Origin of the sequence: Halobacterium sp. KA-6 (assembly GCF_021029015.1) — an archaeon.
Lineage (GTDB): Archaea > Halobacteriota > Halobacteria > Halobacteriales > Halobacteriaceae > Halobacterium.
In genome coordinates this window covers 24,024-38,834 of the sequence record NZ_JAJJZH010000003.1, presented here as the reverse complement: position 1 = coordinate 38,834, position 14,811 = coordinate 24,024, and the positions used below count along the sequence as shown (strand labels likewise).

6 protein-coding genes and 3 pseudogenes are annotated in these 14,811 nt (G+C 61.1%); 3 read left to right on the top strand and 6 right to left on the bottom strand.

The features are described 5' to 3' along the window. Positions 1-19 precede the first annotated feature (19 nt). Entirely contained in the window at positions 20-940 is a 921-nt protein-coding gene (locus LPA46_RS08115; protein WP_230892088.1) for a 2-dehydropantoate 2-reductase, read from the top strand. Between the two features lie 11 nt (positions 941-951). Here LPA46_RS08115 and LPA46_RS08110 read toward each other — a convergent pair. The 3 pseudogenes from LPA46_RS08110 to LPA46_RS08095 form a co-directional block, all read right to left on the bottom strand. After that, a pseudogene (locus LPA46_RS08110) lies at positions 952-2,243 on the bottom strand (RNA-guided endonuclease InsQ/TnpB family protein). 791 nt (positions 2,244-3,034) lie between these two features. Further along, positions 3,035-4,676 (bottom strand): annotated as a pseudogene (locus LPA46_RS08100) (hydantoinase B/oxoprolinase family protein). Beyond that, positions 4,673-6,678 (bottom strand): annotated as a pseudogene (locus tag LPA46_RS08095) (hydantoinase/oxoprolinase family protein). Before LPA46_RS08095 ends, LPA46_RS08100 begins: the two co-directional pseudogenes overlap by 4 nt. Positions 6,679-6,849: 171 nt before the next feature. Here LPA46_RS08095 and LPA46_RS08090 point away from each other — a divergent pair. Continuing rightward, complete coding sequence (locus tag LPA46_RS08090; protein WP_230892085.1) at positions 6,850-9,444, top strand: PD-(D/E)XK nuclease family protein; 2,595 nt, start codon at positions 6,850-6,852, stop codon at positions 9,442-9,444. Continuing rightward, positions 9,441-12,302: a UvrD-helicase domain-containing protein gene (locus LPA46_RS08085; protein WP_230892084.1), complete on the top strand. Its 2,862-nt coding sequence runs from the start codon at positions 9,441-9,443 to the stop codon at positions 12,300-12,302. The genes LPA46_RS08090 and LPA46_RS08085 overlap by 4 nt, the downstream gene beginning before the upstream one ends. 29 nt (positions 12,303-12,331) lie before the next feature. On the opposite strand, the gene LPA46_RS08080 is transcribed toward LPA46_RS08085, so the two are convergent. The 3 genes from LPA46_RS08080 to LPA46_RS08070 form a co-directional block, all read right to left on the bottom strand. After that, positions 12,332-12,610, bottom strand: coding sequence for a hypothetical protein (locus LPA46_RS08080; RefSeq protein WP_230890278.1), 279 nt, complete (start codon positions 12,608-12,610; stop codon positions 12,332-12,334). Between the two features lie 103 nt (positions 12,611-12,713). Then, complete coding sequence (lrp, locus tag LPA46_RS08075; RefSeq protein WP_230890277.1) at positions 12,714-13,169, bottom strand: HTH-type transcriptional regulator Lrp; 456 nt, start codon at positions 13,167-13,169, stop codon at positions 12,714-12,716. A gap of 414 nt (positions 13,170-13,583) precedes the next feature. Next, positions 13,584-14,801 (bottom strand): RNA-guided endonuclease InsQ/TnpB family protein, encoded by a 1,218-nt coding sequence (locus LPA46_RS08070; protein ID WP_230892083.1) that lies wholly within the window; start codon positions 14,799-14,801, stop codon positions 13,584-13,586. Between the last annotated feature and the right edge of the window lie 10 nt (positions 14,802-14,811).

Here is a 14,811-nt window from a genome sequence, read left to right as displayed (position 1 = left end):
CCCCTCGAAACAAGATAGAATGAAGTTCGCCATCTATGGAGCAGGCGGTGTCGGCGGCTATCTGGGCGCACGACTCGCGGATGCGGGCCACGAGGTCCACCTGATTGCGCGTGGTGACCACCTCGATGCGCTCGCATCTGATGGCTTGCGCGTCGAGAGCCCGTTTGGGGAGACCAAAGTCGAGTTACCGGCGACCGACGACCCGGCTGACGTGGGCCACTGCGACTACGTTCTCTTCTGCGTGAAATCGCACGACACGAAGACCGCGGCCGAATCCCTCTCGCCGCTCCTCGGCGAGGAAACGGCCGTCGTGTCGTTCCAGAACGGCGTCGACAACGAGGACTGGATCGCCGACGTCGTCGGAGAGTCGCAGGTCGTCGGTGGCGTGGCGTACATTTTCTCGACCATCAAGGAACCAGGCGTCGTGGAGCACACTGGCGGGCCAGCGCGGTTCATCTACGGGGAGCGTGACGCACGACGAACGAGCCGGATCGAAGCACTTGACGAAGCACTCTCGGAAAGTGAAGGCGTCGACGCCGTGCTCGCGGACGACATCGACGTGGAGATCTGGCGGAAGTTCGCGCTCATCTGCGCGCAGGCGGGCATGACCGCGACGACACGACTGCCAATCGGCGATATCCGTGAAACCGAGGCGTCGTGGACGATGTATCGCCGCCTTATGGAAGAGGTCTGTACGGTCGCGCGGGCGGAGAGTGTCGACTTGCCAGACGACACCGTCGAGGAGTGGCTCGAGTTCGCCCAGGACTTCGAGCCGGACATGTATTCGTCGCTGCACTACGATTTGACCCACGGCAAGCAGCTCGAACTCGAAGCACTCCACGGCGCTGTCGTCCGACACGCCGACAAAGTCGGGGTCGCCGCCCCGATGAACGAAGCCGTCCACGCGATTCTGAAACCCCACACGACGAACCAGAAGTGAACTACCGCGCCCTACTCACCCGCTGCTGCGGGTTCCTTGAGGGCGCGGCTTCCTGCTTCAACGACACGACTTGCATCCACACGAACGGAACCATCGCCTCCGTCGGTGGACGTAGCGGTCGCAGTCTCCACAGGCGTCCCTTCGGAGTGAACCACTCCTAGCTCTTTCAATCCGCGCGCCAGCACGTTGTATGCGGCATTCTCGTCCCGATCGGCCGTAAACCCGCACGTCGGGCACGCGTGTTCGCGCACCCACAACGGTTTCTCCGAAACCACCCCACACGACGCGCACTCCTTCGTCGTCCCCTCTGGATCAACCGTGAGGACGTGACAGCCGTTCTTCTCGCTGTGGTGCTCGAACGTTTGGATGAGATCACGCCAGCCGACCTCGTGTTTGTTCCGCGCGTTCCCAGCTCCTTCGAGCATCCCTTTGACGTTGAGGTCTTCGAGGAACACGGCGTCGTACTGGGTGGTGTAGAAGTGCGCGAGTTTGTGTTTGAAGTCGTCTTTCTTGTTCGTCATCCGCTTGTGCATGTCTGCGACGCGGATGCGTTGGTTCTCCCAGTTGTTCGACCCACGTTGTTTCCGGGATAATGCCCGTTGCTCACGTTCAAGACGCTCTCGTTGGTCGGATAGGTCGAGGCGGGAGATGGCGCGGCCGTCTGAGTCGGTGATGTAGTTCAGAATACCAAGGTCAATTCCGACGCAATCAGCCGGATTGACATCCTCAACAGCCGGTTTGGGCGGTGTTTCGGCGTTGATGGTGAACGTGGCGAACCACTCGCCAGTGGCGTCTTGTTTGACGGTGAGTTGTTGGATTGACTCGTGGGTGGGGAGGTCGCGGTGGAGGCGAATTGGCACCGTGATGGTGTCGCCGGCGACTTTCTTCAGTGTGAGTTCAGCGTACCCGTCGGGGCCGCTCTTCTTGTCGAGCTCGAAGCCCTGCTTATTGTACGTGAACGACCGAAAGTCGCGTGGTGATTTCCACCGAAGTTCTCCGACATCGTACCCTTCCCGTTTGAGTGCGCGAAGACTCTCTTTGTTGTTGCGGATGCGCATCACCGCGTTCTGCAGGACGGTGGAGTAGACGTGGTTGAGGTCGCTCCACCAGTCTTTCATCGCTGGGAGTTCGTCCCGGGCTTTACGGACGCGTTGGCGAGCGTTCCTTGGTCTTCCGGGATTTCGTTGAAGCGTTTGAGTCGGTCGTTGTAGAGTTGCCGCACGACATCGACAGTCCACGAGAGCTTCTCATCGTGCTCGTCGGTAGAAATGAGCGGGTATCGTGGACTGTACTTGTACGTCATGCGACCGTATCAGAGCCAACGGTGAGAATCAACTTAAACGCCAGCAAATCGATTCGATTCGTTTCGGTACAGCACTACACACGACAGTTGGTTCTGTATCTCCGCCCTACTCACTCCCGCTGGTCGTTCCTTGAGGACGGAGGCTTAGACCCAATACAGGCTAAGATTGCACAACACGTGGCTGCGACGGCGTAGAACCCACTTTTGCTGCTAGCGTGTTACAGGTCGAATCTGCCGGCGTTCTCCGTTGCGCTGATACCCCATCGGAACTCGCCGTTACTGCCGATTGTTCCGCGTAGCGTTCGCCCGGTCGAGTCAGTGTCGGGGGCTGGCGAGTAGACGACGCGCCCACTCGAATCTGGTGGGGTTTGGCCGTCGGCTGTGAATTGGATTGCGTACCATACCGGCTCAGTAAAGACGCCTTCGTACGTTTCACGGGCACCTGGGGAGATTGTCGTAGATGCTGTGAGTGTTCGCTGTGCCGGTCGAGTGGTTGTCTCACCAGTCACCGAGTATGGCTGTTCGCCGGGTTCTTCGCCGACGTCCGTGACTCGCATCGTGATCGAATGCGGAAGGTCGCTCTTGTTGGCGAACGTCAGACTCCCCGCTGGATGCTCGTCGGATTGTCGGAACGAACAACCGGCAAGGCCGCCTAAACTAACTGTTCCGAGCGTTGCGAGTACCGTCCGCCGATTCGTGGAGGGCATACCTACCTCTGCGACCGTCGCTCGGAAATGGATTCCGGGGCACGAAATACGAGGCGCAGCAACCCCCCCGGTCTCCCGGTTCCTTCACTCTTCAGTCACTTTCTCGTTGCGGCGGTCTCGCTCACGGGCATCTGTGGTCCGTTCTTCCGGTGGTCCGTGGCCGCCACCACCGGGAGTGCGAATTGAGATAGTCGTGCCCGCGCCGACATCCTTGGAGACCTTGGAGGGGACGATTTCGCCGTCGATACGGTTCTCACCGCGCTTGCCGTCTTCACCACCGTTCACGCCGGCCGGAGCGGTCCGTCGCCGTTCAGTTAGCAGCGACACAGTCGCGTCTGTCTGCACCGTCACGGACCGTTCGAGCCCGAGGCCGCCACGGTACCGGCCATCGCCACCGCTGGAGGGGCGGAACGCGTACTGCTCGACGTGCAGCGGGTATTCGGCTTCCAGCGCTTCGATTGGCGTGTTGAGTGTGTTGGTCATGCCGACCTGAACGCCGTCCATTCCGTCTTTGTCCGGTCGTGCGCCGAACCCACCGGCAATCGTCTCGTAGTACGTGAATTCGCCGTGCCGATCGCCGATAATCAGGTTATTCATCGTCCCCTGGCCGTCTGCCGGCACGCGCTCGGGGACGGCTTCCGCGAACGCTCGCAGCGTGACGTCCGTCACTCGCTGACTCGTCTCGACGTTGCCACCAACCACCGCCGCAGGCGGCTCGGGATCGAGAACTGACCGTTCCGGGACGGACACGGTAATCGGGTCGTAACAGCCCTGGTTTGGGGGAATCTCCGGATCAGTGACGGCACGAACGACGAAGTAGACGGCACTTTTCGCGACGGCACGTGGGGCATTGAGGTTCCCATCGACTTGTCCCGCCGTCCCGTCGAAGTCAACTGTGACTTCGGTGTCCTCGATCGAGACGGTTGCTTGAATGGGGATGTCCTCGCCGGTTACGCCGTCGCCCTCGAGGATGTCGCGGGCGTCGTAGGTGCCGTTGGGGAGTTCCCCGATTTCGGCTTCCATCCGGTCCCGAGAGTACTCGATGACGGCATCGAACGCTCGCAAGAGTAGGTCGCCGTGTTCGGCGAGAAGCTCCCTGATTCGTTCTTCGGCGCGTTCGTTCGCCGCTCGCTGCGCCCGCAAGTCCGCTCGCCGCTCCGCCGGCGTTCTGACGTTCGCCAGAATCAGATTCTGGACGTCCTCGTTGACCTCGCCGCCTTCGACGAGCCGAACGGCGGGCAACCGCAGTCCCTCCTCGTAGATTTCCATCGCGCCGGAGGGCATACTTCCTGGAGAACTACCACCGACGTCGGCGTGGTGTGCGCACGAGACGGCGTATCCGATGATGTCACCCTCGGGTGCAATCGTGGAGACGAGCGTGATGTCGGGGAGGTGGGGTGCCGCCCGCGAACGGGTCGTTGACGATGAAGACGTCCCCGGGCTCTGGGTCGTTTTCCATCACGACGTCGACCGCGTCGGGCATCGCGCCGAGGTGGACGGGGATGTGTTCAGCCTGCGCGATCATGTTGCCGTCCGCGTCGAACAACGCGGTCGAGCAGTCCTGTCGCTCCTTGATGTTCGGCGAGTACGCGCCGGTGATGAGGAGATGCCCCATCTCTTCGGCGATGTTCTCGAGTTGGTTCCGGAGGATTTCGAGCGTGACTGGGTCGATGTCGACAATCGATTCGCCGTCGGCTTCGTCGGAAGTGTGGTCGTGTGCTGTCATTCTGCCTCCGTTTCGGCGACGAGCGCGCCATCCTCGCGAACTAACACCGTCCACGCTGGCGGGACGACGGTGGTGCTTTCGTTCTCCTCGATGACTGCTGGTCCCTGTATTGTTTCGCCGGGCGCTACTTTCGCGCGGTCGTAGACCGGTGTTTCGTGGACACCGTCGGCGAAGACGGCTTCACGAGTTGCTTTCTGTGGGTCGCCGGTGGCGTCGTAGTCGAGGGCCGGCGGCGTCCGGGCGATAGTTGCTGTCACCCGGCAGTTGACCAAGTGCACCGGTTCGTCCATTTGGTAGCCGTAGGCGGTCTCGTGTGCGTCTGCGAACCGCTGTTTGGCCGTCTCCGGGTCGAACTGACCGTCGACGTCGACGGTCAGTTCGAAACTCTGCCCCGCGTACTTGAGGTCGACTGACCGGTCGAGCGTCGCGTTCGCCCGGTCCGACACCGCATCGAGGACGTCGGCTTCGAGCTCGGTGAAGATGCCGGCAACTCGGTCCGCGTCGGCGTCTGCGAGCGGTTGCCGATACGTGCGCACTGCGTCCTGTTTTTCGTCGGCAGCCAGCAACCCGTACGCGGAGAGGACCCCGGAAGCGCGCGGGATGACGACGCGATTTATATCGAGGCTGTCCGCGAGTTGGACGGCGTGCATCGGCCCTGCGCCACCGAAGGCGACGAGTCCGAAGGTTCGGGGATCGTATCCGCGTTCGACTGTCACAGACCGAATCGCTCGCGTCATGCTCGCGTTCGCGACCCGGTAGACTCCACGGGCTGCCTCGACGGGTCCGTCCATCCCCGCTTCCGCGGCGAGGTCCTCGAGCACGTCGTACGCTCGGTCTTCGTCGAGGGAGAGCTCCCCGCCGAGGCTCGTGCTGTCTCCGATGTAGCCGAGGACGAGATTCGCGTCAGTCACAGTCGGCTTCGAGCCATCCTTCCCGTAGCAGGCGGGCCCGGGATTCACGCCGGCGGACTGCGGGCCAATTCGGAGTGCGCCACCGGCGTCTACCCACGCAATCGAGCCACCGCCTGCGCCGACTGTCTCGATGTCGACCATCGGAGTACGGATTGGTCGGTCGTTGATTTCGGCGTCAGTTGTCCGTTCGACCGTCCCGTCGCGAATGAGGCTCACGTCACTAGATGTCCCAACCATGTCGAACGTCACCAAGTCCGGCTGCTCGTCGGTCCCGGGACTTGCTAACGCGTTCGCTCCAACGACACCGGCTGCGGGACCGGAGAGCGCCGTCAATACTGCCTTCTTGCGGACGGTCTGGGCGTCCGTAATCCCGCCGTTGGCCTGCATGATTCGTGGTGCGGGAATGCCCGCGGATGCGGCGCGTTCGGACAACCGCCCAATGTAGCGGTCGATTGCCGGCCGTACGTACGCATCCACGACCGTCGTTGACGTGCGTTCGTACTCACGGAACTCTCCCAGTACCTCGTGCGATGCCGACACCGGCACGTCGAGTTCCTCCCGAAGCAGCCGCGCCACTGTCCGCTCGTTCTCGGGGTGTGCGTAGGAGTGCAGCAGCGAAACCGCGACTGCTTCCGCATCGTCGTCGCGAATCGCCGCTGCGACCTCCCGCACCTCTTGTTCGTCGACCTCGTCGGTGACACCCTCTGGCGTCGTCCGTTCGGAGACCTCGTATCGACGGTGTCGTGGCACGAGCGGATCGGGTTTCTCCGCATCGAGATCGTACAACGACGGGTGGTCCTGCCGCCCGATTTCGAGGACGTCGCGGAATCCGGCTGTCGTGACGAGCGCGGTCTTCGCTCCGTCTTCTTCGAGCAACGCGTTGACAGAGACAGTCATTGCGTGCGAGAACTCCGCGAGGTTGCTCGGCTCGATGCCTGCATTCGCACACACGCCTTCTCGATGCCCGCAATCACGCCGTCGCTCTGTTCGTCGGTACTCGGGACTTTCGCCGTGACGAGTTCCCCGTCGACCAGCAACGCGGCGTCAGTGAACGTCCCGCCGACGTCGACGCCCACAATTTCCTGCGTCATCTAAAGCACCTCTATGCGCCGAACCGCCCTAATACACCGTCCCGGGCGGCGAAATGTGCCGAGTGTGTTTGCGACAGCACTGTTCTTGCAGTCGACGAGAATACTCATGTCGTTCATCACAGACCCCCAATCTGCGTCAAGTTTATGCTGACGACATCGCAGAGTTAGGACGTGTCAATACAGCGGGCGAAACCTCTGGAAATCCTCTATGACGAGGTTGAAGACTACGACCTCGTCGTCGTTCCTGACGCGCCGCTTGCGGACGGTCTGAACCGGCACCTAGACAGGCCACATCTCGGCGACTTCGCGACGATTCCACGCCGGCTGGCCGCTGGTGGACGTGAGGAACACGAGGAACGAACTGTCTTCCTCGAACTCCTCTCGGAGACCGACCTCTCCTGGAAGCAAGCCGCCTACCTCGGCGAGGAAATCATCCACTGCTGGGAGTACACCGGTCGCCCGGACGCCATCCTCGACTACGATCAGTTCGATACGCCTGCCGTCCGGCGAGCCGTCGAGCACGTCAAGCACCTCGAAACCACGTCGCGAGCGCTCACCGACTACACCATCGACGACGACCTCGAGGTCGCTGTCGTCGGCTACCCGCAGCTCTCCGAGCTCGAACGGTCGATCCTCCCCGCGGAGTTCAACACTGTCGGCCGGTTCGCCGACGATGCCTTCGAGTATCCGCCGTTCCATCTGTTCGATACCTCCGCGGACATCATCGCGACGCTTCTCGACACCATCACCGTGGAGAACGCCGACGACGTCGGGGTTGTGCTCGATGCCGGTAGTGAGTTCTCGACACTCCTCGAATCTGCGCTCGACGCTGCAGAGATCCCCTTCTATGGCGGCCCGGGTTTTCTCGACCAGCCCGACCACCGTACGTTTCTTCGACTCCTCCGAACGGCATTCCGAGGCGGTGACGTCCGAGTCGGTGACGTGAAGCCAGTCCTCCAACGCCTCGACTTCGACGTCGGCACGACTCACGACGAGAAACGCCTCCACCAGCTCGACATCGCCGACCTCGACGAGTTCGTCGAGTGGTGCACGACGATTCGCGACGGTGAGTGGACGTTCAAGAGGGCGCTCACGGAATTCGGTGCCCTGCTCGATGACGGCGAGTTCAGTGCGTTCCAGGAGGAATTGGTGACGTTGGGGCTCGCCTCACAGTCAGTTACTGAGTCGCGCGTCGACGACTTGGAGTTCTACTTGCAGTCCTACGACGTGCCACTCGATCGGGAACACGAGGGCGTGCTGCTGGCTGATGCGAAATCCGCGACGACCGTCGACCGCCCGCTCGTGTTCTACCTCGGGCTCGACGATGATTGGACCCAAACCCCGCCACAGCGACCGTGGGTCGACCGTCAAGCGGAGTTCGAGCGCCACCTCCAGCGGTTCCAGGCGCTCCTGCAGAACGGCGAAGCCCAGTACTATCTCGCTCGGGACACGGTTGGCGGCGAGCCAGTCACCCCCTGTCTGTACTTCGAGGAACTTCTCGAGGAGTCGTTCACGCAGTTCAGTGACCTCGAGGCCGCACGCTACACAGCACCTCAGACTAGCACCGACGCGGGGTTCGATGCCAGTCCGCTATCTGTCGAGCCCGAGCAGCCGGCGACTATCAGTCAGTCCAGCCTGAGCACGTACGTGAATTCGCCGCGGGACTACTTCTTCGACCGCCTCGTCGACTCACCCGACCGCGATTTCTTCCGGAAGGGGAACCTGTTCCACGACTTCGCCGAATTCTACGTGCATCACCCTGACGTCGTTGCGAACGAGGATCTCGACACGTTCGCCGACGTGATGCTCGAGGAAATGTCGCCGTTCGTCCGTGACGTTGACCGAGCGGTCCACCGGACGCACTACGAGGCCGGGCTCCAGAACGTCATCGCGTACCTCGACGAGCACGCGCCCGCCGCTAGCGACCTCGTGCTGGATGGCCCAGACGTGGACGAGAACACGTTCGCAGCGTATTTCGACCGGCCAGTCGGGGCGACAGTGACCGAACAGTGGTTCGAGAGTGTGGACCTCGGCGTGAAGGGGAAAATCGACCTCGTGGCGTCACCCGGCCGGCTCGTCGACTACAAGAGCGGGTCGAAGAAATCCGCGCGCCAGGTCGTCAAGAACTCCGCCATCGAGGACCTCTCGGACACACCGGACTTCCAGGCGCTGCTGTATCTCGCGTACCAGCGAACGCAACAGCCCGGCGAGCAACTGGAGTTCGTCTTCGTGCACTTCCTCGAGAATCTCGACGACATCGTCCGTGGTGAGGGCGATCTCGCGGACACACTCACGAGCGTGACGTATTATCCGACGCCGTACGTCGAGTTCGTCCGACAGCAATCGACGTTCGAACGCCTCCGTGACGACGGCGCGAACGATTGCCAGAAGACCTTCTCGAAAGCCGAGTACGCCGACTTCGCCGCCGTCTTCGACGACGCTGACTTCCCCGCGACGCGAGACCGGGACGAACTCATCGAGTCACCGTTCGGAGACGCGCTCGTCGACCGGATGGTCGAGGCCGTCGGGGACTACAAGTACGTCAGGAACGGCTGCAAGCAGGCGCTACGGGAGTTGATGCGCATTCGTAACGGGAACTACTTTGAGGATGACCTCGACGCGTTCGAAGCATTCGTCGACGAACGACTCACGGAACTCCACGAGCGGCGCGCCGGCGATGAACGCTTCCCCGTCACAGACTTGCTCGAGGAGCCTAACTACCGCCGGGTCGACCACCGCGACCTCCTCCTGGAGGACTCACGATGACTGACACCGACGACCCGACGCCGAACGAGAAGCAGCGGGAGCTCATCACCAACATCGATGGAACGTATCTCGTCGACGCCGGCGCTGGCACCGGAAAGACGTTCGCCGTGACGCGGCGGTACGCGAACATCCTCGATTCGACGACAGCGTCGCCGGAGGACATCCTCCTGTTGACGTTCACGAACAACGCCGCGACGGAGATGAAAGACCGTATCGTCCGGCACTGCGACTATGGCATGACGGAACTCGCGGATGCCCCCATTCAGACGTTCCACAGCCTCTGTCACGACCTCCTCCAAGAGCACGGCTTCGACGCACCCACGCGGCTGGGAATCGACGACCGTATTCCGAGCACCACTCGAATCATCGAGGACGACATCGTCGAGGAGGCGCTGTTCGGCGAGTTCTTCGAGCAGTTCAGCGACGACCACCCCGAATACGCGGAGTTCCTGCGCGTGGTCTCGAACCCGGCGGAGTTTCTGGACCTCATCACTGAACTCGCAGCGAAAGGCGTCTTCCCCACGCGCGACGGCTGGTACCGGGATGGCGAATCCCACCTCGACGGTGACTTCGAGGCGTTCAAAAGTCAGTTCGACGATCTCAACGAACCCCGGAACGGCGGGAGCAAACAGTCGCGACTCCGGTCGAAGCTCTACCAGTACGGCAAGGACAAGTGCTATCTTCCGGACGCCCCGCCGAAATACGAGCTTCGCGGCGATGGGAAGCAAGTTCCCGACGCGGTCGCCAGACTCGTCTTCGAGGACGACCGCGAGGCACTGAAGGCGTTCGTCCACGATCTCTACTTCGAGTATCTGGAGTTCGCGCTCGCTCGGAACTATCTGAACTTCAGCTTCCTCCAGCTGTTCGCGTTCGTCCTGCTGTGCGAGGACCACCAGTTACGCGACCGCCTCGGGTTCGAGTACGTGATGATCGACGAATTCCAGGACTCCAGCGAGATTCAGTTCAAACTCACGCTCTTGCTGGCGGACACCGAGAACCTCTGTGTGGTCGGCGACTGGAAACAGAGCATCTACAGCTTCCAGTACGCTGCTGTGGAGAACATCCTCGAGTTCCGCGAGCGACTCACGCAGTTCACCGAGGACCTGAACACGGACCACCCACGAGTTCAGTACGACACCACTGACGTCACCACCATCGAGCTTGAGCAGAACTACCGCTCGACGGAGTCGATTCTCCGGTTCTCCGAGGAGGCACTGGTCACACCCGCCGCGAAGTACGACTCCGTCGACGAGGAGTCGGTTCGCGAGGACATCGTGGAACTGGATTCGACGGCCGACCACGATAACACGATTATCGAAGCCCATCAGTCCGACGACGAGCACGACGCACTCGTCGCGAAAGTCCAAGAAATCGTCGGGAACTCGGCGTACCAAGTGAAAGACGACGACGGTGGGCTGCGCGACCCCGAGTATCGTGATATCACGGTATTGACGCGGACACGAGACTTCGGCCGCGAACTGCAGACTGCTGCTGACGAGCACGGCCTCCCGATGGCCTACGAGGGCGGCATCGAGTTATTCCGAACCGACCAGGCAAAGCTATTGCTCGCGTGGCTTCGCATCCTCGAATCTGACGCCGACCGCGGCTGGGCACCAGTCCTCGAGCGCGCCGGCTACACACTCGACGAAATCAAGCACATCCTCGAGACGGACGCCTATCCCGACCAGATGGTTGCCTTCCGTGACGGCCTCGCGGAGACGGAGTCGCTGGGGGGTGTGATGCGTCAGGTCTTCGACCGCTACGGCTTCACTGGCGCTCGCGCCGACGTCCTCCTCCAGACCGTCGAATCGATTCGGGAGGCGTCGACGCTGACCCGTGGCGACCTCATTCGATTCATCACCCGTGGCATCGAGCACGGCAGCACCCACGAAGTCAGTACGAGCACCGGTGAAAACTCCGTGACCGTCCAGACAATTCACGCGACGAAGGGGCTCGAACACCCCATTGTCGTCCTCGCAAACATGAACTCGGGGCGGTTCCCACCGGGTGGTAGTTCGAGTCCGGCAATCATGTTCGACGACGCCGTCGGCCTCCGTCAACGCAAGGAATTCAGCGATGCGCACGGCTCGCCGTACATCTACGACAACTGGAAGACGGACGTCGTCCGACGGTGTCTCGGCCGAAACTACGACGAGGAGCGTCGCCTCCTCTACGTCGCCATCACGCGCGCCGAAAACCACGTCGTCTTCACCGCCGGTAGCGACCCGAACACCTTCCTCGAAGCACTCCCCGTCGAGATTACACCCGGCCCGACGGCTATCGGCGACATCGAACACGACCGGAGTGACAGGCAGACGCTCTCAGTCGCTGTTCCCGGGCAGCACGGGCCAGCCCGATACTCGCCGCACTCACTGATGGACGACTCCGTCTACGAAGACGCCGACGGCGGAGAGGGGACCGAATACGGCACCCAGGTCCACGACTTCGCCGAAGACTACGTCGACGATCTCGCCGTTCAACCTAGCAATCACGACGAGGAAGCCATTCAGTCACTCGTCGACGGGCTCGCAGGCGAGCTCCGAGCCGAAGAGAAAGCGCGGCTGCCGTTGGATACTGACGCGGGCCGCGTGACGCTGTTCGGTGTCATCGACCTCCTTCAGATTACCCCCGAGGCGGTCACCATCATCGACTACAAGACCGACCGCGGCCGTCACGCCGAACGCGAGTACCGCAAGCAACTCAGCGTCTACTACCACATCATCACCGACCTGTATCCGGACCGCGACGTCCGAGCCACACTCTTCTACACGAACGAAGCAGAGACAGTCGACGTCGAGCCGTTCTCGAAAACGGACCTCCGGGAAATCGTCGCCGAGGTCATCACAGTCGATGCGTAGGAATCTGAGTAGTGTCCTACAGCGGTCAGTTAATCTGAGGAATCCCGCTCCGCTTCGTCGGCGGACTCGTCTCTCACTGCGAGGATATCCTCCGCGACATCTGTTACGTGCTGGCGGTGGGCTGCCGAGGCGTCGATACTTTGCGCGGCGTCGAGCTGGTCATCAACAACTGCGTTCTGTTGGGGCCCCCACTTCTCGGGCGGCTCAGATTTGATGTATTCAACCCAGTGTTTGACCGCCTCGATGCGCTGCTCTCGGTTGCGCTCGTGTTTCGCATCGAGGTCGTCAGGCACGTTTGAGTCGCTCATATAGGGCTTCAACATCGAGTCGCGTTACCCACTCTTCGAGCCGCCGCTCACTAAACCCTTCCTTGGAGATCTTATACGGTGCTCTCGGCCTCCTCGAGATCTCCTATTCGACGTCGAGCTCGAACTGTTCGTGTTCCGCGGCCGCGTTCAACACGATGCTCGTTGAGGATTCTTCGATGTCGGCGTCCGCGAGTAATTCCTTGATGTGGTGGTTCATGTCGTCGGTGTCGTGGAATTTCCCGATGGCGATGATGTCGTAGTCGCCGGTGACTTCGTAGACGGACGTCATCTGCTTGTGCGCTCGAAGGCGGTCTGCGAGGTCTGGAAGTGACCCGCCTGCGGCCTTCAGTTGCAGAATGCCCGTAACGTCGTATCCCAGCTTCCCGTAGTCGATAATCGGTGTGTAGCCCTGAATAACGCCGTCTTCTTCGAGGTCGTTGAGATGGTTCGAGATTGTCGTGACCGAGACGTCCAGTTCTTCTGCGAGGCTCCGGAAGCTCGCGCGGCCATCCTCGAGAAGCGCGTTAATCAACTCGGTGTCCAGTGTCTCGTACGTCATATATTAGGGTGTATACTTGTCCAATATAATCTTGTCTATCACACTGAGGGTGCTATATTATCTTATTTCGAGCCAATTATTCCACATATAGACAGGTACTGTAGAGAGTAGCCTACTGTAGTGTCAATTTGAGGATGGGATATTGAGGGTGAGTGATTCGTGGACATGGGTACGAAGATGGCGAACGTGCCGGCAACGTTCGTTCCATGGCTAATTGTCTGTCCCATCTTCGAACACCACGCTCAGAATTCGGTGAATGCCTTTGCGGACGTGGTGCTGGAAGGTTGGGCCACTGACGTCCATCTTCGCGGCAATTTCTTATCCGGTGTGTTCTCGCGGGACCTCGAAGAAGCCGGTCAACGGCCCCGCGACGGTGGCGCGGGGCTTGTCAGTGAACTCGGCCTCTACCCCCAATTAGGGGGACGGGACGAATCCCCGGTTCGGCGTCACTACTCCTGACTTCAGGGCGAGTTGACCCTCGCCCGTCCGCCGCGACGACTGTAGGCCACGACGGACGTACCGCCATCCAACGTTTTTCGCTCCAACATAGTCCGCATTTGCCGTTGCATCACACGACTCGCACTCAAACTCCGCCTGCCTGACGCGATTCCCTTTACTTGTGTGGCCACACTCCGGACACCGTCGACTCGTGTTCTCCGGATCAACGTACTCAACACTGATACCTTCCGCGTCAGCCTTGTACTCGATGAGGTCAACGAGTTGGCGGTGCGCCCACTGGTGGAACTCCTTGACCGGGGGCGCACGCTCTCGGATGTGTCGGAGGTTCTCGACGGCGATGTACTCGCAGTCGTGAATGAGTGCTTCCTCGATGATGTCGTTGGCCACACGATGCAGGACATCACGGATGTAGCGTGATTCTCGGCCGCTCATCTGCTGGATCGTGCGGTGCGCAGACTGCGTGCCGGTCTGTTGGAGATTGCCGCGAATCCGCTCGAACTCCCGATGCCGGTGCCTGAGTTCCCGACCGGACGCGAAGTACGCTGTCGAGGTGGTGGCGATGTTGACGATCCCAAGGTCAACGCCAAGAACTGTCCTGTCCTCGTCGTCGCCCTGTCGTTCGACCTGTTTCTCAGGCTTCTGTTTGCGAAAGCCGAGATGCAAGTAGTAGTCGCCATCACGCCGAGAAAGCGTGGATTCGGTGACCTCCCAGTCCTCGTTGTTGAGGTACTGGTACTGGTAGCCGTCTTCCTCATCCGGCAACGCGAGGTCACACCGAATCCGGTCATCGACCGTTGCGAGTGAGACTGTCTCGTCGTCGAACAGCGTCATCGTCCGCGTGTCGTATTTCACCGTGGTGGCAGTGAAATTCGGACGCGAGGTCTTGTACTCCTCGTCTAATTCCTCGAGTTCGTCGACCCCTTCGAGTGCGGCTGCGGCTTGGTGGGTGGCCAGAATTGCGTGTTGACTCCCGAGACGCGTCTTCTCCAACACCGTGTCGTAGGCGAGGTCTTGGAGGTAGGTTTTCCGCGTTTCACCCGTCCGCCAGCCGATTTGGCTGCTGATGTTGCAGGCGTCCTGCCACTCGCTGATGGTGGTGTCGAGCAGTTGCTTCTGTTCGTCGGTGAGGATGGGGCGGGTGATTGCGGTACGTCTCAAGTAGTCGTCCGCCACGATCTTCAAT

Bases quoted from the DNA above. Each gene is read 5' to 3' on its own strand.
- LPA46_RS08115 (WP_230892088.1), top strand. From the start codon at position 20: ATGAAGTTCGCCATCTATGGAGCAGGCGGTGTCGGCGGCTATCTGGGC.
- LPA46_RS08085 (WP_230892084.1), top strand. From the start codon at position 9,441: ATGACTGACACCGACGACCCGACGCCGAACGAGAAGCAGCGGGAGCTC.
- LPA46_RS08080 (WP_230890278.1), bottom strand. From the start codon at position 12,610: ATGAGCGACTCAAACGTGCCTGACGACCTCGATGCGAAACACGAGCGC.
- lrp (WP_230890277.1), bottom strand. From the start codon at position 13,169: ATGACGTACGAGACACTGGACACCGAGTTGATTAACGCGCTTCTCGAG.